This is a genomic window from Psychrobacillus sp. AK 1817, from assembly GCF_008807035.1.
Lineage (GTDB): Bacteria > Bacillota > Bacilli > Bacillales_A > Planococcaceae > Psychrobacillus > Psychrobacillus faecigallinarum.
On the sequence record NZ_CP031739.1, the window covers coordinates 2161940 to 2183723 of the forward strand.

Annotated in this window: 22 protein-coding genes and 5 tRNA genes; 16 read left to right on the plus strand and 11 right to left on the minus strand. The window is 37.2% G+C overall.

Features of this window, described 5'->3' with window-relative positions:
• The first annotated feature begins 71 nt into the window (after positions 1-71).
• Together D0S48_RS10675 and D0S48_RS10680 are read left to right on the plus strand one after the other, a co-directional pair.
• Positions 72-1127, plus strand: coding sequence for a YeeE/YedE family protein (locus D0S48_RS10675; protein WP_151113794.1), 1056 nt, complete (start codon positions 72-74; stop codon positions 1125-1127).
• 70 nt (positions 1128-1197) lie between these two features.
• Positions 1198-1422, plus strand: coding sequence for a sulfurtransferase TusA family protein (locus D0S48_RS10680; RefSeq protein ID WP_144538438.1), 225 nt, complete (start codon positions 1198-1200; stop codon positions 1420-1422).
• Positions 1423-1466: 44 nt separating this feature from the next.
• On the opposite strand, the gene D0S48_RS10685 is transcribed toward D0S48_RS10680, so the two are convergent.
• Complete coding sequence (locus D0S48_RS10685; protein ID WP_151111594.1) at positions 1467-2441, minus strand: macro domain-containing protein; 975 nt, start codon at positions 2439-2441, stop codon at positions 1467-1469.
• Between the two features lie 147 nt (positions 2442-2588).
• On the opposite strand from D0S48_RS10685, the gene D0S48_RS10690 reads away from it, so the two are divergent.
• Genes D0S48_RS10690 through D0S48_RS10705 form a run of 4 tightly spaced genes read left to right on the plus strand, consistent with a single transcriptional unit; the run spans position 2589 to position 4760 of the window.
• Positions 2589-3077, plus strand: a complete 489-nt coding sequence (locus D0S48_RS10690; protein ID WP_144538437.1) for a sigma-70 family RNA polymerase sigma factor — start codon at positions 2589-2591, stop codon at positions 3075-3077.
• The gene (locus tag D0S48_RS10695; protein ID WP_144538436.1) at positions 3070-4059 is read left to right on the plus strand and encodes an anti-sigma factor; all 990 of its coding nucleotides are present in this window, start codon (positions 3070-3072) and stop codon (positions 4057-4059) included. The genes D0S48_RS10690 and D0S48_RS10695 overlap by 8 nt, the downstream gene beginning before the upstream one ends.
• The gene (locus D0S48_RS10700) at positions 4041-4340 is read left to right on the plus strand and encodes a hypothetical protein (protein WP_144538435.1); all 300 of its coding nucleotides are present in this window, start codon (positions 4041-4043) and stop codon (positions 4338-4340) included. Before D0S48_RS10695 ends, D0S48_RS10700 begins: the two co-directional genes overlap by 19 nt.
• Before the next feature lie 36 nt (positions 4341-4376).
• Positions 4377-4760: an SLAP domain-containing protein gene (locus tag D0S48_RS10705; protein ID WP_151111596.1), complete on the plus strand. Its 384-nt coding sequence runs from the start codon at positions 4377-4379 to the stop codon at positions 4758-4760.
• 36 nt (positions 4761-4796) lie between these two features.
• Here the strand turns inward: D0S48_RS10705 and D0S48_RS10710 are convergent, their stop codons facing one another.
• The 5 genes from D0S48_RS10710 to D0S48_RS10730 all read right to left on the minus strand — a co-directional run bounded on the left by D0S48_RS10710 (position 4797) and on the right by D0S48_RS10730 (position 7924).
• Positions 4797-5279, minus strand: coding sequence for a hypothetical protein (locus tag D0S48_RS10710; RefSeq protein ID WP_151111598.1), 483 nt, complete (start codon positions 5277-5279; stop codon positions 4797-4799).
• A 259-nt stretch (positions 5280-5538) separates the two neighbouring features.
• Positions 5539-6483 carry an MBL fold metallo-hydrolase gene (locus D0S48_RS10715; RefSeq protein ID WP_151111600.1) on the minus strand — a complete coding sequence of 315 codons (945 nt, stop codon included), beginning with the start codon at positions 6481-6483 and terminating at the stop codon, positions 5539-5541.
• Between the two features lie 22 nt (positions 6484-6505).
• Positions 6506-7258 carry a YqjF family protein gene (locus D0S48_RS10720; protein ID WP_151111602.1) on the minus strand — a complete coding sequence of 251 codons (753 nt, stop codon included), beginning with the start codon at positions 7256-7258 and terminating at the stop codon, positions 6506-6508.
• 4 nt (positions 7259-7262) lie between these two features.
• Positions 7263-7538 carry an HAD family hydrolase gene (locus D0S48_RS10725; protein ID WP_151111604.1) on the minus strand — a complete coding sequence of 92 codons (276 nt, stop codon included), beginning with the start codon at positions 7536-7538 and terminating at the stop codon, positions 7263-7265.
• The gene (locus D0S48_RS10730; protein WP_151111606.1) at positions 7523-7924 is read right to left on the minus strand and encodes an HAD family hydrolase; all 402 of its coding nucleotides are present in this window, start codon (positions 7922-7924) and stop codon (positions 7523-7525) included. The genes D0S48_RS10725 and D0S48_RS10730 overlap by 16 nt, the downstream gene beginning before the upstream one ends.
• A 158-nt stretch (positions 7925-8082) precedes the next feature.
• On the opposite strand from D0S48_RS10730, the gene D0S48_RS10735 reads away from it, so the two are divergent.
• A complete protein-coding gene (locus tag D0S48_RS10735) occupies positions 8083-9201 on the plus strand; it encodes an NADH-dependent flavin oxidoreductase (RefSeq protein WP_151111608.1) in 1119 nt (372 codons plus the stop codon).
• Between the two features lie 46 nt (positions 9202-9247).
• On the opposite strand, the gene D0S48_RS10740 is transcribed toward D0S48_RS10735, so the two are convergent.
• The 4 genes from D0S48_RS10740 to D0S48_RS10755 all read right to left on the minus strand — a co-directional run bounded on the left by D0S48_RS10740 (position 9248) and on the right by D0S48_RS10755 (position 14813).
• Positions 9248-10024 (minus strand): YqhG family protein, encoded by a 777-nt coding sequence (locus tag D0S48_RS10740; RefSeq protein ID WP_151111610.1) that lies wholly within the window; start codon positions 10022-10024, stop codon positions 9248-9250.
• 29 nt (positions 10025-10053) lie between these two features.
• The gene (locus tag D0S48_RS10745) at positions 10054-11586 is read right to left on the minus strand and encodes a DEAD/DEAH box helicase (RefSeq protein WP_144538427.1); all 1533 of its coding nucleotides are present in this window, start codon (positions 11584-11586) and stop codon (positions 10054-10056) included.
• Positions 11587-11697: 111 nt separating this feature from the next.
• A complete protein-coding gene (locus tag D0S48_RS10750; RefSeq protein ID WP_151111612.1) occupies positions 11698-13386 on the minus strand; it encodes a MutS-related protein in 1689 nt (562 codons plus the stop codon).
• A gap of 14 nt (positions 13387-13400) precedes the next feature.
• Positions 13401-14813, minus strand: coding sequence for a vWA domain-containing protein (locus D0S48_RS10755; protein WP_151111614.1), 1413 nt, complete (start codon positions 14811-14813; stop codon positions 13401-13403).
• A gap of 199 nt (positions 14814-15012) precedes the next feature.
• Here D0S48_RS10755 and D0S48_RS10760 point away from each other — a divergent pair.
• The 6 genes from D0S48_RS10760 (at position 15013) to D0S48_RS10785 (ending at position 16472) form a co-directional block, all read left to right on the plus strand.
• Positions 15013-15105: transfer RNA gene (locus D0S48_RS10760), tRNA-Ser, on the plus strand.
• A gap of 135 nt (positions 15106-15240) precedes the next feature.
• Positions 15241-15317: transfer RNA gene (locus D0S48_RS10765), tRNA-Met, on the plus strand.
• Between the two features lie 3 nt (positions 15318-15320).
• A tRNA-Asp gene (locus tag D0S48_RS10770) sits at positions 15321-15396 on the plus strand.
• Positions 15397-15508: 112 nt separating this feature from the next.
• Positions 15509-15584 (plus strand) — tRNA-Phe (locus D0S48_RS10775).
• Between the two features lie 15 nt (positions 15585-15599).
• Positions 15600-15670: transfer RNA gene (locus tag D0S48_RS10780), tRNA-Gly, on the plus strand.
• Between the two features lie 145 nt (positions 15671-15815).
• A complete protein-coding gene (locus tag D0S48_RS10785) occupies positions 15816-16472 on the plus strand; it encodes a hypothetical protein (protein ID WP_151111615.1) in 657 nt (218 codons plus the stop codon).
• Between the two features lie 417 nt (positions 16473-16889).
• Here the strand turns inward: D0S48_RS10785 and D0S48_RS10790 are convergent, their stop codons facing one another.
• Complete coding sequence (locus D0S48_RS10790; protein ID WP_151111617.1) at positions 16890-17888, minus strand: Gfo/Idh/MocA family protein; 999 nt, start codon at positions 17886-17888, stop codon at positions 16890-16892.
• A 171-nt stretch (positions 17889-18059) separates the two neighbouring features.
• Here D0S48_RS10790 and D0S48_RS10795 point away from each other — a divergent pair, with 171 nt between their 5' ends.
• The 3 genes from D0S48_RS10795 (at position 18060) to D0S48_RS10805 (ending at position 21770) form a co-directional block, all read left to right on the plus strand.
• Positions 18060-18935 (plus strand): radical SAM/SPASM domain-containing protein, encoded by an 876-nt coding sequence (locus tag D0S48_RS10795; protein WP_151111619.1) that lies wholly within the window; start codon positions 18060-18062, stop codon positions 18933-18935.
• A 188-nt stretch (positions 18936-19123) separates the two neighbouring features.
• Positions 19124-20101, plus strand: a complete 978-nt coding sequence (locus D0S48_RS10800; RefSeq protein WP_151111621.1) for a BMP family lipoprotein — start codon at positions 19124-19126, stop codon at positions 20099-20101.
• 19 nt (positions 20102-20120) lie between these two features.
• Complete coding sequence (locus tag D0S48_RS10805) at positions 20121-21770, plus strand: methyl-accepting chemotaxis protein (RefSeq protein ID WP_151111623.1); 1650 nt, start codon at positions 20121-20123, stop codon at positions 21768-21770.
• Positions 21771-21784: the final 14 nt, after the last annotated feature.

Here is a 21784-nt window from a genome sequence, read left to right on the forward strand (position 1 = left end):
ACTGTTCCAATGTAATATAATCCTATCAGTTTAGTATGAATTAAAAAGAAGGCGGGATAAACGTGATACAAATGCTCATTACAGGCTTATTTTGTGGAGCCCTATTGGGATTCGTCATGCAACGTGGTAGATTTTGCTTGACTGGCGGTTTCCGTGACATGTACTTAACAAAAGACAATCGCATGTTTTATGCGTTATTAATAGCAATTGCCGTTCAAAGTGTAGGTGTCTATACATTAATAGAGTTAGGCGTTTTTGAATTTAATGCTGGGACTCTACCATTATTAGCAATTATAGTAGGTTCATTTATTTTTGGTATCGGTATTGTGTTAGCAGGAGGATGTGCGACAGGTACTTGGTATCGTGCTGGAGAAGGCTTAATCGGAAGCTGGATTGCTTTAGCAGGATATATGCTAATGGCTACAATCATGAAAACTGGGGTATTGGTACCTTTAAACGATAAAATAAGCTCTCCTCAGCTATCAACTAACTCAATTCCCGAAACACTTGGAATCAATGTATGGATTTTAATAGGAATATTAGTTGCTATTGTAGGATGGATTGTTTATAAAGAAGTAACGAAACCAAAAGTCTTCATTCCATCATTGAAAGCTAAAAGAACTGGGTTAGCACATATTTTATTTGAAAAACGCTGGCATCCATTTGTAACAGCAGTTTTAGTTGGGGCTATTGCAGTTTTAGCATGGCCATTAAGTGTGGCAACAGGACGTATAGGTGGGCTAGGGATTACTACTCCTTCCGCTAACATCCTCCAGTATTTAACTACCGGTGACACTGCGTTTATCAATTGGGGCGTATTTTTAGTGCTTGGTATTTTCATCGGCTCATTTATCGCAGCAAAAGCCAGCCGCGAGTTCCGCTTCAGAATGCCCGATGTTAAAACGGGTATTAATAGTTTTGTGGGTGGTAATTTAATGGGCTTCGGCGCTAGCTTAGCTGGTGGATGCTCTATAGGTAATGGTTTAGTTATGACTGCCATGATGACTTGGCAAGGTTGGATTGCTTTAGTATTTATGATTCTCGGAACATGGACTGCGGTATACTTCGTATTTGTCCGTGGACGCCAAAAAAACAAAGCAATGAAAGCAAGTGTAAAAACAGCTTAATAAGTGCGAGAGACTGCTCCTCAACCACCAATTTTAAAAATTACTTATCATAAAAAAGGAGAGATTTTATATGAAACAAGTATTAGAAGTTATGGGAATGGTTTGTCCTTTCCCTTTAGTAGAAGCAAAAGAAGCTATCGCTGAATTAAACTCAGGTGACGAGCTTGTAATTGAGTTCGATTGTACACAGGCTACTGAAAGCATCCCTCGTTGGGCAGCAGAAGAAGGACACAACATCACTAACTACGAACAGCTAAGTGATGCAGCTTGGACAATTACAGTTAAAAAGAAATAATATATTAGGGGATCCAGACACTAGTCAGGATCCCTCTTTTTCTTTTATGCTCCTAATATTACTTGGTCAAAACTAAACAGGGCCTCATTAATCTCGAATATATTATAGTTTTCTTGTTGGATAAAATACTCAATAATAACATCAAATTTATGACTTCTAGATAGCGTATAGCCTGCTTTTCCTAGTAGTTCATTTGTTTCTTTTAGATCTAATTGTAGAGCAATAGCAAAGGCAACTACAGTTTTCTTTAATGGGGTATAATCTTTGTTATTTCTGATTTTAGAAAACAGACGACGATCAATATTCGCTCTTTTGTATACTGCCACATCACTCATACCCTTCGCGTCTATGTAGCAAAGAAGCGTCTCGGAGAAGGACTTATCCATATGCTCTACCATTTCCTCTAGAGTCTGATTGGATTGCACCTCCATTAAATCTTCTTGTAGATACCTTTCCCTTCTATTCCTCCCGAAGCTTAAATCCATCTCGTCTACATAATGCTCATCGATAAATTCTTCGATAGACCTAAACAGTTTCTCACTTAATTTAAACGCTTTTTTATCAAACACAACGATATAAACAAGCATTTCATGTTTCATTAAGAAGGAACTTATCGTAGAAATTGCAACTTGTAGTGCCTGCTCCTTTGGATAACCGTATATACCGGAAGAAATTAAAGGGAAAGCAATAGATTCACATCCATATGATGAAGCTAAATCCAATGAATTTTTGTAGCATGCCTTTAGTAGCTCCTCTTCTTTATTTGAACCACCTTCCCATACTGGTCCTACTGTATGAATAATATATTTAGCTTTTAATTGAAAGGCTTCGGTCATTACAGCTTCGCCTGTTGGACAACTCCCTAGATTATTACAAGCCTCTTGTAGCTTCGTCGATCCAGCCTCCTGAAAAATCGCTCCGCAGACACCACCACCCATTTGTAGCTCCCGATTTGCTGCGTTAACAATAGCATCTACATGCATTTTCGTAATATCGTTTCGAACGATTTCTAATGGCATACTCTCTATCCCCTTTCCCTCACGGTCATTTTCTATTAAGTTAAATGATAGACAAAACAGAACAAGTTGAAAAGTATGACATATTTTTTTATTTTATTGCAACTTTTTAAATACTCCATACGAGGATAAAGTGAAAGGTGGGAAGAAATGGACATTGAAATGCTTTATTCACAGTATGTGAACGATATTTATCGTTACATCTATTCTCTGTGCAAAAATAAAGCTATCGCAGAGGACTTAATGCAGGACACGTTTTATAAAGCCCACATCGCTTTACTTTCCAATGAAATTAGAGATATCAAGCCGTGGTTATTTAAAGTGGCCTACTATACATTTATAGATTACATACGGAAGGAAAACCACACACAGCCTTCTAACAATATTGAAACCCAAACTATAGTTACCCCCGAGACAGTTGTATTGGAGGAAGAATCATACCGAGCGCTCTTAAAGTTATTGGATCAGTTATCTCCATATGAAAAGCAGGCAATAATGCTTTGTGACGTACATGAATGCACTTATGAGCAGGCAGCTAATATATTAGACTTGAAATTAAATACAGTGAAGAGCCATTTACTTCGTGGGAGAAAGAAAATGAGGTTGTTACTGACAAAGGAGGAAACGAAAAATGGATGAATATGAGAAATTACTTGCGAACTCCAAAAGAGATTGGGAGAATGCAACTGATACAAATAAATTACAAAAATCTATGAGAAGAAGTATTTCTTCATCTAGGTGGAAATTGATTCTTGCAACCCTTACGACTGGATTACTCATTGTGCCAATCAGTTATCTTTTAACCTTTATCTACTATGCATTTGGTACAAGCTCTACAACACTAATGGATGTTGCGAGCAACACATTATACGTGACGGAACCCAACACTTCACTAGAGGAAATGGAATTTGACATGGAATTTACCCCCTTTTCTATGAAGCTAGGATTCGACCAGTATAAACGTATCGGAGAAGAGGATTATATAGCGAACACTTACAACTTACAATTTACGCTAGGTAGCCTTTCTAAAAAAGAAGTGGATACATCTCTTGAGAGAGTAGGTGCTAAACATCCTACAGAAACAAATCCTTGGCTGACCCACCCAGATAATCGCAATGAAATTGATAATTCTCGTGAATGGAAGGTTCTCGAAGGCTTACCTGATGAAACAGTAGCAGAGGCCTACATTTCGTTAAACGATGTAGTAGATGTAGAAGAAATAGAAAAACTAATGCCTAATGTAGATATCGTGTGGGCAGCTATTGATACTGGTGTAGAAGACAAAAATTTAAGTAAGGATGGAGATGTTGTTTCTCCAATTGGTTATCCTATACAGCTTGATCAAACTTATTGGTCACCTTTTAGAGATGTGGCTTCCAATGAAGAAGCTTTTATCGATATTCTCCAGTTTATCGTTAAGCATGAAGAGTTAGCGACAGAAGTGTCTAGCGCTAAGAATTTAGCTCTATCTGAACGCATTGAATTTATAGAAAAAAATGGTGTGAAGACATACGCAGTAGTAGTGACAGGTCCAAAACAAGACCTGCTTGGATTAAAGGATCTAAGCGTTATACGGACATTAAAAATTGGTGAGGTGAAATTATGGAATTGGTCACATTAAAACGTTTCGATCGAATATTAAACATTGCAGGCTGGATTGGAATTTTAAGTGGATTGGCTGCTCTATTTTTTCTAAACATCGGGATTTTAACAAACTTTGCTATTGATATAAATAGCCTTTACTCAATTGCAGTTGGACTTACGATTATTTTAAGCGTTTTGGCTCTATTTTCAAGAACTAGCCGATCACTAGGTGTATGGGGTATTGGTTTGGGAGTATTTCTCATGCTATTTCAAACAGTTATTTTCTTTTTAGGCTGGATGGTTATCCCGTTTCCGTAAGAAATGCTAAACTAGTTTCATGAGGAGGGATTTAATATGCAGAAGCTACAATGGGAAAAGTCCTGGGACAAAGCAGTAGCTACCCAGGATCGAGAACAAATTGAACTCATTTTTCTGAAAACGAAAGACCTGATGATCGAGGATATTCTTTTCACTCCTATTCGAGAAGCAATCAATCATAAAAAAGAGTTTCTTGTAACTGTCCTGGTACATAATTTTACCGATCAGGAGCTCATCTTTGACCAGACTCGGTTAGTCTATGCCATTGGCAACGAGATAATGGCAAGACACCTATTCACAATACCGATGCTTATAATCCCTCCTAAAGCTAGTATGCCTTGGACATTTATATTTCCAGAAGGAAGTTATATCGCTGCAAGCTTTTTAGAAAATGGAAGATTACAAATACATTCTATTTAAAAAGGATGATTGTGACTTAAATCACGACCATCCTTTTCAATTATCTTCGTGAGTAGTTATTTCATACTCAAAATGGCTAACATTATCAAATCCTTTAACACGATATAAGAATCTTCCCATATGATCCTTGCCAGTTATATCTAAAATAACCACAATTTTTCTAGGATTGTACGAGGCTAGATAAGCGAGACTTACCTGTTCTTCTCTCATTTGGTTGTTGAGATACTTTAAATATAAGCTACGATCATTACCAACCTTATTTATAGCAGGAATATAAAGACTTCTACTCTCCTTAGGTTCCAAACTTCTGATACTACCTAAATCCTGGAAGAGTGGGTTAATAATAAAACTTAAATTGGTTAGTTCTTCATCACTTGAATTAGTCACCTCAATTGTCACGCCATCTTCGTAATGATAATATTCCCCCTGAAATAACCGTTCATTTAAATAGAGAGCTCCCCATACAAAGAGCACAAACGATATGAGAGCTACTAAAAGGATGTAAATTTTTTTCTTCAACAAGACCCTCCACTCTAGTTACATATCTTATATTTTTCTTTTAAGACAATTTTTTATAAGCTCGTCTCGTTGCATATTCTGAGCAGCCATAACAAAGTTTCAGCTTCTTTCCCTCTGGACTTTTAAACAAACGGTAAGGGCCTGCTTTTCTATGACAAATGGAGCATTTTGTAGAAAATATTTTAAACATTTTGTTCCTCCTAAAACTATATCTCTGTTAATCTCTTACTTTTACTTTTTCTACACCCTGTGTAATTTTTTAATGTTGTTTCTCCAAATAATCCAATAACCCCATAGCACCAACCTCGGTGTCAATTTGGATGATTTGATATACTTCATGGTCATCAGGAATCTCTTGCCCTCTTAAATGATCCTTTACTAATGCCTGAAGTCTTTTTGCCAGCTCCTCATGGTCTTTTTGTTCTCTTTTAACGTCCTTTGCCGTTTCCAAGAATAACGGAAGCCATTCAGAAACCTGCGCTAGTCCTGCTTCTGCATCAGCAGTCATTCCAAAGTGACCATAGTAAATATAGCTTAATTTCATATTTTGGAATCGCTCGATAGCTTTTTGCATCGCCTCTGGATTGAATTGATTTGGTGAAGTGGAAGGTAGCACTAGATCAATACCATCTTTAGCTAGCTGCTCGTAACGAACTCCAACCGTGTCTCCTGAAAACATGCCATTACTGACCGGATCATAAATGCCAAAATGATGATTGGCATGACCCGGAGTATCAAAGAAGGTCAGTGTACAATTTTCTCCAATCTGTAACGTTTCTCCTTCTGCCCTGGTTAACAGTCTTTCCTCTGGAATCGCAACAATAGGATCAAACAAGTCATCAAATTTTGAACCATATACTGCTCTTGCGCCTGCAATAAGTCGCTCAGGCTCAGCCAAATGTCTGGCACCCTTTGGATGCACAACTACTTTCGCATTAGGACATTCCTGCAATAACAGGCCTGCTCCCCCAGCATGATCTAGATGAATATGTGTCACAATAATATATTTAACCTCATCTAAGGAGAATCCCAGTTCCTGTAAACCTTCCTTCAAATGCTTGACCGAGGGACTTGGTCCTGTTTCCACTATTGTTAATTTCTCTTCCTGAATGACATATGTACCTGTTCTTTCTGTTAATCCCATATCATAACCATCGATTAAATATATTCTGTCATTCAGCTTTAATGGATAATTGTTTTTCATCTTACTTCCTCCTTTTTCACTCTTAATTGTCCATCGCGGAAACTAATGGCCACATTCTAACCTCCATACTTTTTGAATAATGTAGGACTGGCTCATCGCCTTCCACTTGGATTCCCTGCTCGGAAAGCATGGTATTTACTCGAATTTCCGCCTCCGCCTGCTGTAATGGCCACTTCCTATGAAGTATGTCACAACGGAGTGGCTCCCCTTTTTTACTTAACGTATATAAGCAATAGCGCTCTGTCAGCCACTCCTCAAAACTGCCTTCTTCTGCATAGAATGGTTGGGAGATAGGACGGTAACTGCATTCTAGCTTTGCATTTACACCATGTCGCCGCTTGCTTGAATATTCGATGGTCGATTGGCTTCTAACTACCTTCATATCTGCATGCATATAAGGTAAATGGTATACCGTTTGGGCCACCTTCACGGCAAGTAAATTTTCCGCATCCAAACTAAAGAAAAACACGCCTGGCTTTCCATTTATCGTGACATAAGTTCGAACATTCAACTCAGCAAAACGATCGGTCCCAGGAACTCTTGGTGTTCCACGCAGCCTAATGTTTGTCATATGGAAAGGAACGACACCAATCCAACCTTTGCCATTAAACGAATCTAAAGGCAGTACGTCAGGTACGATTTTTCGTAAAACATTTAGATCAATAGGATAATGTACAAACAACAGGTCATTCCATGTCTGGGTCATCGTCCAAGGTAGTTTAGGGAGTGGCCAGGACCGGTGACTAGCATCCCATTTATCTTTTTTGTCCTCCATAGCTTTACTCCTTTTCTTTTACAATGTCTATTATCTCCATTGGCTGTTTTAACTTAGGAAATCCGTAGAGTTGATCGCTTACGCTAGACGGTAAAAACCATGTAGCCTGGTAAGGTCTCATCCCCACCTCAATTGCTCCCCTTAGCTCATCGGAACCCCCATCTCCTATAAATAAACAATGCTTAGGATGCACATTTAGATTGTTGCAGGCAATTAGGTAGATTGCTGGATTTGGTTTACGCTCTCTCACTTGGTAAGAGAATACTACGGCAACAAACACTTATTCCAGGCTTCTACCTCCTCTGAAGTACAATTACTAATAAGTCCAATTTTAATATCCAAGGCTTTAAGATTTTCTATCATTTTTATAATAGATTCATCAATATTCTCAAAGGCGACCGACTTAACAAATACCCTTTGCTCATGTATTATTTTGATGGCCTGTTCATCAATTGGTAGGCCGTTTTCTTTTAATATTTCTCTTAAAACAGTAGGATGATCGAGATAAGTTCCGTCCATTCTTTCATTAACTCTCGCATGCCATTCTCTTTTATAGAGCGATTCCTCCAATCCAAGAGATTCTACAGAGTAGCTTGCTTTCTTACCTCCCTCTTTCCATTCCGTAATAAGTGTCTCAAACAAATCAAAAAACACCGCTTGAATCAAAAAGGTCACCCCTAAATTTTGTGAGTTACAGGTAACCTTCTACAGATTATAAGCAAAAACCTTCCTACTGGGAGATTTGAGGCCAATTATTTTGAATTTACAATGCATTCCTTTAGGGTATATATATAGTTGATTTAATGAAAAGGAGATGTTACTTAATGGGAAATACTTCTATGTTTGATTCATACACATTACCATCTGGCGTTACATTAAAAAATCGAATTTTAATGGCTCCAATGACAACTTATTCATCCGAGAAAAATGGCGATATATCAGATGACGAACTAATCTATTATGCTCGACGTGCTAAAAGTGGAATCGGGGCAGTTATTACAGCGTGTGCTTATGCAGAGCCACTTGGTGCTGGATTCGAATACTCAATAGGTGCTGAATCTGACGATAGAATTCCTAGTCTGAAAAAGCTAGCAAATGCTATTAAAGACAATGGAGCAAAGGCTATACTACAAATCTTCCATGCCGGGCGACAATCGAATTCGAAGGTGTTAAATGGCGAACAGCCTGTATCTGCCAGTGCTGTTGCTGCTCCACGCGACAATGCAGAAGTGCCACGCGAAATGACAGCAGAAGAAATTGAAAAAACAATTGCTTCTTTTAAGGAAGCAACGCGAAGAGCTATTGAGGCAGGATTTGATGGAGTAGAAATCCATGGGGCGAACACTTACTTAATCCACCAGTTCTTCTCTCCACACTCCAATCGTAGAACAGACAAATGGGGCGGAAGCTTAGAAAAGCGCATGACATTCCCGTTAGCAATTGTTGAGGCTGTTCAGACGGCAGCTAAGCAGTACTCAACAGAGCCATTCATAATAGGATATCGTTTTTCACCAGAGGAGTATCAGGATCCTGGATTTACAATGGAAGATTCTTTGGAGCTTGTACATGTTTTATCTGAGAAAAATCTAGATTATATTCACGTTTCCCTTGGGCATTTCTTTGGTTCCTCTAATCGTGATGAAAACGATACTACTCCACGCATTAAACTTATCCAGGAAGCAATTGGAGACAAAGTTCCTGTAATGGGCGTTGGTACTTTGGAAACTAGAGAGGACGGTGAAAAAGCATTAGAGGTGACTCCCCTTGTTGCGATTGGACGTGCACTAGTAACTGACCCTGAATGGTTTTCAAAACTGGAAAAAGGAGAAGACGACACCATCTTCCCAGCTGTGTATGTAAGCAAAAAAGAGGAACTGGACATTCCAGATCCATTATGGGATAAAATTATGCAGGTTAAAGGTTGGTTTAAGGTTGCAGACTAACATTTAAAAACGGCTCCGGAGATTAATTTTCCGGAGCCGTCATTTATCATCGCATATAAAACAAACCACCGCTAATAATCTCAATACCAACTCGAGCCGCATACTGCTCCTCGAGAGCCTTTTTCTCCATTTCGTAGCACTCTGGCTTCTCTTCTACACCTTCATAAAAGTATTCAAGTACCTCTAGGCTCCTTCGCCATCTTTCTTTTGCTTCTTCCGCCCATGTATGATCGTCGTTAGCAATAATACCGTCAATTACTGCATCTAACCGCTCTAAACCACGTAATGGCTTAATGATATATGGCAGATTAAATACATTGTCTGGCATAGCCACATCAAAACTAATTTCTTTCATCGAATCGTGGAAATCCTCCCTAACAATTCCAGTCATTAAATTTAACCCCAAGGAGAAGAGAGTTTCCTTTGTCTGATCACTATAGTAGGTAATCTTATAATTGACCCCTAACCAAGGTGTAAATATGACTTGGGTATCACTTACTACCTTTTCATACATATGGACAAATGACCCGAGCTCCTGTGCCGCTTGGAACATTTGGTTAAGCCTGTTCGAACCAAAATGGATTACCTCTCCTTTTATATCCTCTTGCAGCTTCGTTTTGTCTGTAATGAATGTCAGCTGCATAGGACTCGACTCGGCACCAGTTGCTTCTACATATTGCCAATAATACGGTCGATTCATAAGCTTTTTATCCATCTCTTCCGTCAATTGAACGACCACGTAATGGTCGCTCTCACTTAATATCGGGCAATTATTTTCTTTAAAAAATTGAAGTAAAAAATCGTGAACTTGTTTTGGGTACATGCATACCCTCCTTCCATACCCTACCTGCACTATATTGTTTTTTTATAAGTCGTTAGAATATCATCTAGTTCGCCGACTACCTTTTCAAATACATCGATTTTGGTGTAAAGCAAATCTAGAATATGCTGCTCAATCGTATCCTGAATAGCCAAATTATAGATGTGGACATCATGCTCTTGCCCTAATCTATGCACTCGCCCAATTCGTTGCTCTAGCTTCATCGGGTTCCAAGGAAGATCATAGTTGATAACATGATGACAAAACTGGAGATTGATACCTTCTCCACCCGATTCGGTTGCTATTAGCACCTGTGCCTGCTCCTTGAACAAATGCTTCATCCAATCACGCTTGTTTTTGTTGAACTTCCCGTTAAATAAAACACTTGTAATTCCCTTCGTGCTTAAATACCATTGCAGATAAATTTGACTTGCACGGTATTCCGTAAAAATAATCACCTTGTCATTTGCTTCTGCAATAATCTCATAAGCTTTTTCTGCTTTAGAGTTAACTTCAAGAGACATGAGCTTCTGCATCACACTTTGCACATAAGCAACCTCTTCGCGGTTGGTACATTTCTCCACCATGTTATTAAGTGTTAAACAGGTTGCTTCCTTGCTGCTACACATTTCCTTTTGAAGTGTAATCATAGAAAAAGCACCAGAAAAAACAGAGGAAATATTCTTTAAATCGGAAATCATCTCATATGCTTCCTTTTCCTCTTTTGTAAATTCAATTGGAATTATATTCACCTTACGAGTTGTCCATTCAATTCCAGTATCCTGCCTTCTGTTTCTTACCATTACCTGATTCACCAGTTCCCTTAAATACTCATCATGCTCTAGGCTGTGTTTGCTTGCAGAAAAAGACTCCTGGAATGTCTCATAATTTCCCAAATGACCTGGCTTCAATAGAGAAATAAGATAAAATAATTCAAATACATCGTTTTGAACAGGCGTCGCTGTTAACAGCAAGCAGAATTTCTTTTTTAACCCTTGAACGAATTCATATATTTTCGTTTTATGATTTTTCAGCTTGTGCGCCTCGTCAATGATGATCATGTCATAATTTTGAGCATATATGAGTTCTTTATGCGGACTTTTTTTGGCTGTATCCATGCTCATAATGACAATGTCATTGTGGTCAAGGGAATAACTCTTTTTGTATGGGATGGCAGGTATATGAAATTTGAAATTCATCTCTTCCACCCATTGATTAATCAAAGATGCTGGTGCTAGTATTAGAGCCTTTTTAACAAGTCCCCGTACCATATATTCTTTCAATATTAAGCCTGCCTCAATCGTTTTACCCAGACCTACCTCGTCCGCTAAAATTGCTTTCCCATTCATACGTTCAATAACTGTCTGCGCCACCTCTAATTGATGGTTTAAAGCCTGAAGATTTGGCAAATACTTTGGAGACTGAAGTCCCGTAAACTCAGTTATTAAATTATTTTTTACTATGTCATAGCTCATATTATAGAGATTCCAATTATCCCATGACTCTTCATTTTCCAATCGTTTTGTTAAGCCTTCCTTCCAGGAAGACGATCTTTCAATCAACATAAAAAACACCTCACAGCAAATCATTTTTCTTAGATTGCCCAAATGTGAGGTGTGTATGATTTATTTTCGAGAATATAAAATATAAAGACTCTCAAAATGGAAAATTCATTCTTAAAATAAACTATCTATCGTGTTTTCTCTTCCCTTTAAAGCTTCCCATGTTCTATGTACTGTAAAGTTTTGAGCTAAAACGTTAGATCTTTTGGTTATCTCATCTGGATATCCAAGTATTTCTAGCAATTTTATAGCATTTCTTGAAATAGAAGGCCCATCATGAATTTTATAATCAAATTGTACTTCTCCACCTTCAACCTTTTCCCTAAAGTGATAATTATCATATATACTTTCCGCTATTTCGGTCAGCTCGATGTCATGGGTTGCCAACAAATTTATACCTTTATTTAGAGATAGCCACTCCATAATGGAGGCCGACGCTGCTATTCGTTCAATGGTATTTGTCCCTTTTAGAATTTCATCTATAAACGAAATACAAGGCTTTCCTCCCGTTATGAGGCGAATAATTCGCTGTAACGATTTTATCTCAGCAATAAAATAGCTGTCACCATTCAACACATTATCCTGAACCGCCATAGAAGTTACGATATAACTAGGCTTCATAGTCCAGCTTTTTGCAATTGCTGTATTGATTGTTTGTGCTAGGATGGCATTAATAGCCACAGCTTTAATATATGTAGACTTCCCAGAAGCATTAGAGCCTGTGATAAGCGTAGATTTCCTTAAATGAGAAGAATTTAAAACTGGCTTTACTAGAAGAGGATGCGCCATTTTTTCAAATGTAAGTACCTCTTGGTCTGTAAAAGTAGGTGTACAGTATGTATCTAATGTATTACGGTAATAACTGACTGCTATTGCCGCATCAAGCTTTCCTACTAAAGTCCAAACTTCTTCATATTCCTTTTGGTGAGCAGAAATTGTTTTGAAAATCTTATTATAGGAAATAAAATCTAACAAAAAGAGGATACGCACGTATTCTAACAATAAATCAAACTCACCACTTCCTCCACTTCCTAAGGTTGCAATCCTGTTAAAGGTAACTACCTTTTTTAAAGGCTGAACACTTTTTTTTAGTCCATCTATATATGGCATTAGCATCAAATCTTTAAGAGAAGCTATTCGCTTACCAGCAAATATAATAGCAGCAGCATACCCCACCGAATGAAGGTTATTTTCTATCTTTGTCTTGTTTCGATAATAAATGATTCCATTTAAGATCAGTGAGCCTATAAAACTTAATATTCCATATTTAATACTTATAAATAGGAAAAGTAGAGAAGCTATGGGCAGAAGTGCAAGGATTACGTACATATAAGTTTTTTTTATTTCAATCTCTTTGAAGTCAAAGAAATAGGAAGATGAATTTGTATAGTTTTCTTTGCCAAGATCAGAAAGTATTAGAAGTATTTTTTCTCTCAAGTTTACGTTTTCTGTAAATAGTGAATACAATGCTTCATTGCTTTCTTTCTTGTTTGGGTCGATTGCTCGAAGCTCATTAAATAAGTATTCCTCCCCTACAGATGATTGAGTGTAATTTAGCTTTTTGAAAACCTCATTCATTCCTAAATCAGCCCACGTCAGCTCATCCACACCATCATAAACTTTCAATTGTTTTTTCTTATTAAACCAATAGGAGGATATGGAGTTCAAATCTGCTTCTGGCGAGGAAAATATACCAGAAGCCCATTCTTCTCTAAACTTCTTTAATTTCTTTCTTTCTCTAGTAAGTAAATGATAAGAAATGAAGGCAATTACCACGATTGCGATAATGAAAAATGTACTCATTAATAGCCCTCCTATTAAGACTGTTCAGACCTCAGCTTATTCACTTCATCTGTCCAAGCTTTAATTTTTTGATGGATGCGATTATATTCGTTTTCCACCGTCTGTTTTTTTGATTCACTTAAATCATCATTCCACTTGGATAATGTGTCTTTTCGTTCCTGCACCTTAGTTTGTAGTGCTTCTGCTTGTTGTGCTGATATTATTTCTTCCGTTTCCATCCATGTCACCATTTGACTCAATCGATTCCGTTCATTGGAAATGGCAAAAGAAAGGGAAAGCGAAATCTTACTAATATCATACTGCGCATTAGAAATAGCAAAACCATTAGGTGCATTTAATTGAATATAAGACACATCTAAGACACTTGGTATAACCCACTTTTCTTCGATACTTATATTCAATTCGTCGCTATTTTCAGCAGAAATATATTCTCCTTTTCCCGCTTCAGCTACAGCCTTTAATTGATCTTGACCTTTTTGGTCTACATTAAAGCCAATAATATTTACTTGACGGTTTTCATTTCCTTTAGCAAACTCTTCGGCCTCTTTAATAGGATCCCCGTCGCATGTCTCTGCTCCGTCACTAACAATATAAACAGTTAATGCACCTTCATAATTCTTACTTGCTTCATTTGCTGTTTTTATTGCGGCAGCTAATGGAGTCCATCCTTTTGCCGCGACATCATCAACTACAGGATCAAATTTATCCGTACTATAAGACTGCATTGGATAAATCTCATCTATCTTTGTACAAGAAAGCTCCTTATCTTTATCCTCCTGTGTACCTGCATGGCCATAGACAAAAAGAGAAACTTCACTAGAAGCTCCAATCGTCTTTGCAAAGCGCTTCATAGCAGTTTTTGCTATCCCCATCTTTTGTTTGCCATCTACGGACAATAGCATACTTGAACTTGCATCGAGTAATAGCATCGACTTTGGTGTAACTTCCTCATTACTTCCACCTGAGATTGTTTCTTTAGTAGGCTCAGGTAAATATGGTTCATTTAAAACGGCTACATAATTCATCTGTTTATCTAACAGATCACTATACACAGTGCTACCGAAATAATAGAGAAGCATTTTAAATAATGTTTCCTCATCTTTTATCATGTCCGTAGTATTTTTAAGCTCTTCTTGTTCATCTAGTGTTAGCTCTCTTGCATCCTTTGGCCAACTGGATGTTTCGTGTTCAAAAGAATAGTCTAGTGAGAACAAACCTGGCTCAGAATTCTTCCATTCCTCTAAATTTGTCGGAATAATAATTTGTTCAATTGCGAGGAGTTTTTCTTTTTCAATGTTCTCCTCTTCTGTTACTATTTTTTGATTGTCATTTATTTTTTTATTTTCTTCACCTGCTTGGGATTCATTCGAGCAAGCTGATAGGAACAATACGAGCAATATAGTTAATAAAGTAAATAGTCGATTCATGAAATTCCTCCTTGCTTTTAAACTTACTTATAATTCCATACGTAACATAATGGAAAAATGTTTCATTTAAGAGAAGAAACAACTTTTATTATTACGGATATAACCTTAAAATTTGTTTTAGAAGAAAAAGGAGGTTGCTTTTATTTTTTAAAAATGGTATACTAGTTCTTGTCTTGTTGCTAGTACAGTAACATTATATGGAGGAATACCCAAGTTCGGCTGAAGGGATCGGTCTTGAAAACCGACAGGCGGGTCATACCGCGCGGGGGTTCGAATCCCTCTTCCTCCTCCATTTTTATTTACGTTGTTTGTAAGTGTAAAATATAGTATACTAGTTTATATATTAACACCGATGCAGGCGTTAGCCGAAGCAGGTGTCTTACTTTCTTTGAGCGTAGTTGATTTAAATTTCAACATATATTATTGTCGCGGGGTGGAGCAGTTCGGTAGCTCGTCGGGCTCATAACCCGAAGGTCACAGGTTCAAATCCTGTCCCCGCAACCAAATGGTCCCGTGGTGTAGCGGTTAACATGCCTGCCTGTCACGCAGGAGATCGCCGGTTCGATCCCGGTCGGGACCGCCATTTTTATTGTAAGCAAGCAGTTCCTATGCAACTAAGTGATATAGCATACATATTTTGTATTATACTTAACTGACTATGAGATACTAAGCTTCGTTTACTTGATACAAATTTAGGCTCAGTAGCTCAGTCGGTAGAGCAAAGGACTGAAAATCCTTGTGTCGGCGGTTCGATTCCGTCCTGAGCCACCATTTATGTTTTAATATGCGGGTGTAGTTTAGTGGTAAAACCTCAGCCTTCCAAGCTGATGATGAGAGTTCGATTCTCTTCACCCGCTTCCAATAAAAAGAAGACCTATTGATGCAAAGATCAATGGGTCTTCTTTTTTTGTCGTTTCTTTTTCAATTTCTTTCATTCGTTGGAATAATAACTCCTTGTTAGGACAAGATAATAGGAGAAAATGATGAGAGGCGGTAATGACTATGACTACAGAATGGTTTGACAGAGTAACAGAGGAGCTACAGGATCATTTGAATTCGATTTGCGAGCAGTACGATCAAGTCGGCCACATGAACATTAATCGCGCCTCTAAACATCCGCGAATTGAATTTTTTGTTAGTACGTTAGAGGATGAGCGAGACTATTTTTGCACTATTCTATTTGATCCTTATAATGAAGAGTTCTATGTTGAAAGTTTCGATGTTGAACTTCTTCAACCTACCCGAATAATGTTGGATGACATTACTGATATTATAGAAGCTGTTCATGAAAGCTTTCACGAATTTCTTGAAGATGACAGTGAAAGTGAATTAATTTATTTGGAAGATTATGATGATACCAACGATGACAATGATGATGACGATGAAATCATGTTAGAGGAAATTGATGTGGATTGGGAAACACCTGAGGTTACTGCATTTTTAATAGATGATAATATTGAGGTAACATATCAGTTCGGTATAGACAGTGCCAATGGCGATGGTGTTCTCCGTAGAAGAAATCGTAGCTGGGTAGATGATGAGGAGTTCGTCGATGAAAGTACCTTTACTTTTAAAAAAGATGAGGCAAGTACAATTATAGCTATGATCGCAAGCCATATGGATAAATTAATCGGATATGATGAAATTATTGATCTTTAATGTTTTTACATCTTCAATTGTACAAGTACCAATTGAAGATGTTTTATTATGTGTGAAATAATCAACCACTGGAGATAAATGTAGTCTTACTTGTAAACTATTTACCGACAAAAGAATATTCTCAAATATATTTACACCTGTGCCAAGCAGATTAACTTTATTGTCACTCAATTATCACTTCAAAGGAATAGATTGTCATTGATTTGTACTCATTCTCTGCTAACAGAATAACATTGAAAAAGCCTTCTAAATGAAAGAAGGCTTTGATAACGAATAAATTGTCTATTTCCAAGTGTATTTAGTAGTCACTAAAATATAAAAATTTTAGCACCGCAATTGCGGTGCTTTTTTAGGTGATGAATTGTACTAGCAGTCCTTTAATACCCCTCATATAGCACTCCATAAATAAAATATAATTTATCTTATTATTTCTATCACTTCACCCGTTTTAATAGATTCCAGACAAGCTTCTATCACTCGCATGTTCTCCACACTAAATCCCCCAGTCACTTCGGGGTTTGTGTTGTTTAAGATGGCATCCGAGAAATGTTCCACTTCTATACGGTAGAGATCACCATGTATACTTTCTTCTAGTGTCATGTCATGTTGTTGGATTAAAATTCTTCCTAAACCACCATTCTGGTCTGGCCGAAATGCGAATGGTACTTTAATCGTCCCTAAAGATCCCACTATTTCATATTCATTTCTTCCTGCCATGTCAAAGCTACAATTGAAGGTAGCATGAATACCATTATCTAATTGTAAAGTTCCAAAAGCACTTATGTCTACTTCGGTTTCACTATCTAGTTTTGCCAAGCAATGGACCTTCACTGGTTCAGCACCCGCCATGTATCGAATTGCATGAATACAATAACAGCCTACATCAAATAGACTGCCTCCCCCCATTTCTTTATTCATTCTAAATTGGCTTTTACGATTGTCCATATAAAATGAGTGACTTGATGTGATTAGTTTAATTTCTCCTATCGCACCGGACGAAATCAGTTCTTTCACACGATTATGCTGTGGATGGAGCTGATACATGAAAGCCTCCATGAACTTCACATTTTGTTCCATACAGACTTCTACCATCTCTGACGCCTCTTTTGCTGTAAGAGATATTGGCTTTTCACAAAGTATATGCTTTCCTGCCTTAGCTGATTTAAATACCCACTCCTTATGCAAATGATTAGGTAGCGGAATATAGACCGCATCAATCATTGGATTAGCGAGAAGCTCCTCATAGCTTTCATAAGCAATAGGAATATCTAAAGCTCTCGCTACATCGTGAACATTACTTCCTCTACCCGCAATAGCAACCAATTCTGCATTGCTCGCCCTTTTGATAGCCGGAATAAGCTGCTCTTGCGCAATTCTTGCTGTACTTAAAATTCCCCAACGAATTTTGTTCGCCACTGTACTCGCCTCCTTGTATTTCATAGAGTATTTCTTAATGCTTTGTTCGGCAAAGTCTGAGTATTTTCCTCCTACACAAAAATATACTTTTAGAAAGCCCTCTCCTAAATTCTTTTTCTGTTAAAATGAGTATAGTTGTTTATCAAATAGAACTGGAACGGTGAAGAAAACTTGAAAACTTTTAAGAAGATGTATATTGAAATTACAAGTGTTTGTAATCTTGCATGTAGCTTTTGTCCACCAACTGCTCGCAAGGCCAACATCATTAAATTGGATGCCTTTAATAACATCCTTGATCAGATAAAGGACCATACGAGATATATTTACCTGCATGTTAAAGGAGAGCCATTGCTCCATGCTAGGATTGACCAGCTTCTAGACGCAGCTCATGCCAAAGGGTTTAAAGTGAATATTACTACAAACGGGACCCTTATTAAAAAGAACCGAGAGAAATTATTAGGAAAACCTGCACTACGCCAAATAAACTTCTCTCTTCACAGCTTTGATGGCCATGAGGGATCTGAGAATCGAGAAAAGTACCTAGGAGATATTCTTGAATTTGTTCGTGATTCGAGAGAGAATAATACTATCATTTCCTATCGTTTATGGAATCTCCAACAAGATCAGGTGTCTGATCTGGTACAACGAAGAAATCGAGAAACCTTAGAAATTCTAGAAAACGAATATAACCTAGATTTCAAGATCGAAGAAAAGGTACAGCCAGGCAAAGGGATTAAAATTGCACCAAACGTTTTTCTAAACCAAGACCATGAATTTCAGTGGCCAAGCCTTCAAGCCCCTGAGGACGACGGCAAAGGATTCTGCCACGCCCTTCGTAGCCAAGCGGCCATCTTAGTAGACGGAACAGTTGTCCCATGCTGTTTAGACGGTGAAGGTGTCATTAACTTAGGCAATGTCAATAAAACCCCCTTCTCCGAAATCATTGAAAGTGAACGAGCAAATGCACTTTATGATGGATTCACAAGAAGAGAAGCCGTTGAAGAAATGTGCAGAAAATGTGGATATAGACAGAGGTTTGGGGTTTAATTTTGTTCATCTATATAAGAAATAAGTAGCAGCCCATCGAGAACTTGTCTCCGATGGGTTTTTATCTGTCTTAAATATAGAAGTGATAGAATTTTTCAACTAAAGTTACTATTTTAATATATATAAATAAATGTAAAATCCGGACGATATCTTCTTAGTGACAATAAATAAAGATTGGAATTGATTTAATGAATAAAATTTTCCTTATTATAACTATAATAATTTTTAGTCTCACGATTACTGCTTGTTCGAGTTCCCAAATAGACAATCAAAGCAACCAAATGAAAATAGGTATCATGCTTTCAGAAGCTGGTTTAGGCGACCAATCTTTTTCAGATTTAGGATTTGCGGGTCTTGAAAAGGCACGAGATGAATTAAATATTTCTTTTGATTATCGAGAAATCCAAGATAGTGAAACCTATGAAAATGGTTTAGAGGAATTAGTAAAACAAGAGAATGATTTAATCATTGGTTTAGGATTCTCTATGCTAGAACCTATGGAAACAATAGCAAAAAAGTATCCAGACAAGACTTTTTTATTAATTGATTCTCAGTCAGATCTTCCTAATATTTATAATATTACTTTCAAAGAAGAAGAAGCTTCTTTTTTAATAGGGGCACTAGCTGGTATGAAAACCAAGACTAACGTAGTTGGGTTCGTCGGTGGAGAAAACAATCCTCTCATACAAAAATTTGAAAAAGGCTTTATCGAGGGAGTTAAATCTGAAAACCCTAATGCAGAAATACTAAGCCAGTATGCCAATACTTATGATGACGATAAATTAGGAGAAAAAATCGCTGAGCAATTTATCGCAGATAAAGCAGACTTTATCTATCCCGCTGCAGGATTTACTGGTGTAGGCGTTATAAATGAATCCCAACGTTTAGGTACATATTCTTTCGGAGTAGATAGTGACCAGTTTTACTTAGCTGAAAAAGCAGTTGTCAGCTCCATGATTAAACAGGTGGATCAAGTAATATTTAATACTGTAAAAGAAATTGTTGAATCCGGAAAAATTGCTAACAAGAATAGTGAATTAGGTTTAAAAGAGAACGGTTTAGATATTGCACCTATTCGCATTATCGACCTGTCACCTTCTGAAGAGGAAAGATTAAAGAAATTACGAGAAGAAATTTCAAATGGGAATATCACAATATTAAAATAGAAATTAAGGTGACGATAGATTGAAACTTAAACAAAAAATATTACTCATTTCCATTATTCCCTTAATGCTCTCCACTTGCATTATCGGTTTTAATATTATTCAGTTAAAATCTTTAAATGCTTCTACGGAGACAATTGTTCAAACACTTCTTAATGTAGAGGAACTTAATAGCTCAACCAAAAGCTTACAAAAATCATTAAGTGCATATTCTCTCAACACATCAGAGAGCAATAAAAATGATATACAGGTAGACTTAGACTCTATCCAATCCACTTACGATATATTAACTCCTAGTTTAACTAGTGAAAAACAAATAGATATTTCTCAACAAATATCTAAGAAATATAATGAAGTCTTAAAAGAGACAGAAGCTGCTATAACAAATAACAATCAAGCCGAGGTCAAACGTCAATCTCTACGAACAAAAGGGTTAATAAATGACGTCATAGAACTAAAAAGAAATATAAACAAAGAATATACGGACATGCAAATGAGTTTGCATGCAAAAATAGATAGTATCGTAAGTATTTCTATTGCTTTAGCATTGGTTTTATTAATAGGTAGTATCGCAATTGTTGTATTTTTCACAAATCGCATTGTTTCTCCAATTAAACAAATTACTAAAAATGCAGAAGAAATCGCAAACGGGAATCTAGTAGTTGATATGAAGAAAATCCATTCTCGTGACGAAGTAGCTACATTACAAGTAGCTTTTGAGAAAATGACTTTAAATTTAAAAGAAATCATTTCTCATGTCTCAGATAGCTCCAACCAAGTTGCAGCTTCAGCCGAAGAATTGATGGCTAGTGCTGATGAAACGATGAAGGGCACCGAATTAATCTCTACTACTATTCAACAAGTGTCAGATGATACCGAACATCAGAAACGCATTTCAGACGAATCTGCTGTTTCAGCTGAAGAAAGCTCAGTTGAAATAACACATATTGCAGCACAGGCTAATTCAGCTTTACAACTAACAATTTCTACGAATCAAATGACTATAGAGGGTTCAAATTTTGTGTCAGAAACCGTTACACAAATGAATCGTATAAGCGAGGCTGTAGAAGATACGGATAGCGCACTTGTCATCCTTAATAATCGAACAGCCGAAATTGTACATGTATTAAAATTAATAACAGATATCGCAGAGCAAACGAACCTACTTGCATTAAACGCAGCGATAGAAGCAGCCAGAGCTGGTGAAGCAGGAAAAGGATTTGCCGTAGTGGCTGGTGAAGTGAGAAAGCTTTCCGAACAAACAAGAAAATCTGTATCAGATATTACAGGTATTGCTGTTGAGATTGAAGGTGACACAAAAAAAACCATTCAATCCATTAATGATGCAAAGGAAAGAGTTAAATCTGGTATAAGGATTGCTCATTCAACGAAGGTGACATTTCATGATATCCTAACAGCTGTTGAGCAAGTTAAAGACCAAGTAAGTAATATCTCACTGATCTCCAACAAAATTCAAACTCAGGTTACTCAAGTTACTATAAGAGCACAAGAAATGTCCGAAGCAACAAAAGTGACATCAGACAATTCTGCATCTGTAGCCTCTGCGTCCGAGGAGCAATTAGCTTCTATGGAGGAAGTAACTGCAGCAGCTGTTTCCTTAGCAAATCTTGCAGAAGATTTACAGATAAAAATTTCTAGATTTACAGTGTAACTATCACATGCAGC

Excerpts from the sequence above, each read along its gene's own strand:
- D0S48_RS10675 (WP_151113794.1), top strand. The coding sequence starts at position 72 with ATGCTCATTACAGGCTTATTTTGTGGAGCCCTATTGGGATTCGTCATG.
- D0S48_RS10680 (WP_144538438.1), top strand. The coding sequence starts at position 1,198 with ATGAAACAAGTATTAGAAGTTATGGGAATGGTTTGTCCTTTCCCTTTA.
- D0S48_RS10685 (WP_151111594.1), bottom strand. The coding sequence starts at position 2,441 with ATGCCATTAGAAATCGTTCGAAACGATATTACGAAAATGCATGTAGAT.
- D0S48_RS10690 (WP_144538437.1), top strand. The coding sequence starts at position 2,589 with ATGGACATTGAAATGCTTTATTCACAGTATGTGAACGATATTTATCGT.
- D0S48_RS10695 (WP_144538436.1), top strand. The coding sequence starts at position 3,070 with ATGGATGAATATGAGAAATTACTTGCGAACTCCAAAAGAGATTGGGAG.
- D0S48_RS10700 (WP_144538435.1), top strand. The coding sequence starts at position 4,041 with ATGGAATTGGTCACATTAAAACGTTTCGATCGAATATTAAACATTGCA.
- D0S48_RS10705 (WP_151111596.1), top strand. The coding sequence starts at position 4,377 with ATGCAGAAGCTACAATGGGAAAAGTCCTGGGACAAAGCAGTAGCTACC.
- D0S48_RS10715 (WP_151111600.1), bottom strand. The coding sequence starts at position 6,483 with ATGAAAAACAATTATCCATTAAAGCTGAATGACAGAATATATTTAATC.
- D0S48_RS10720 (WP_151111602.1), bottom strand. The coding sequence starts at position 7,258 with ATGGAGGACAAAAAAGATAAATGGGATGCTAGTCACCGGTCCTGGCCA.
- D0S48_RS10735 (WP_151111608.1), top strand. The coding sequence starts at position 8,083 with ATGGGAAATACTTCTATGTTTGATTCATACACATTACCATCTGGCGTT.
- D0S48_RS10740 (WP_151111610.1), bottom strand. The coding sequence starts at position 10,024 with ATGTACCCAAAACAAGTTCACGATTTTTTACTTCAATTTTTTAAAGAA.
- D0S48_RS10745 (WP_144538427.1), bottom strand. The coding sequence starts at position 11,586 with ATGTTGATTGAAAGATCGTCTTCCTGGAAGGAAGGCTTAACAAAACGA.
- D0S48_RS10750 (WP_151111612.1), bottom strand. The coding sequence starts at position 13,386 with ATGAGTACATTTTTCATTATCGCAATCGTGGTAATTGCCTTCATTTCT.
- D0S48_RS10755 (WP_151111614.1), bottom strand. The coding sequence starts at position 14,813 with ATGAATCGACTATTTACTTTATTAACTATATTGCTCGTATTGTTCCTA.
- D0S48_RS10785 (WP_151111615.1), top strand. The coding sequence starts at position 15,816 with ATGACTACAGAATGGTTTGACAGAGTAACAGAGGAGCTACAGGATCAT.
- D0S48_RS10800 (WP_151111621.1), top strand. The coding sequence starts at position 19,124 with ATGAATAAAATTTTCCTTATTATAACTATAATAATTTTTAGTCTCACG.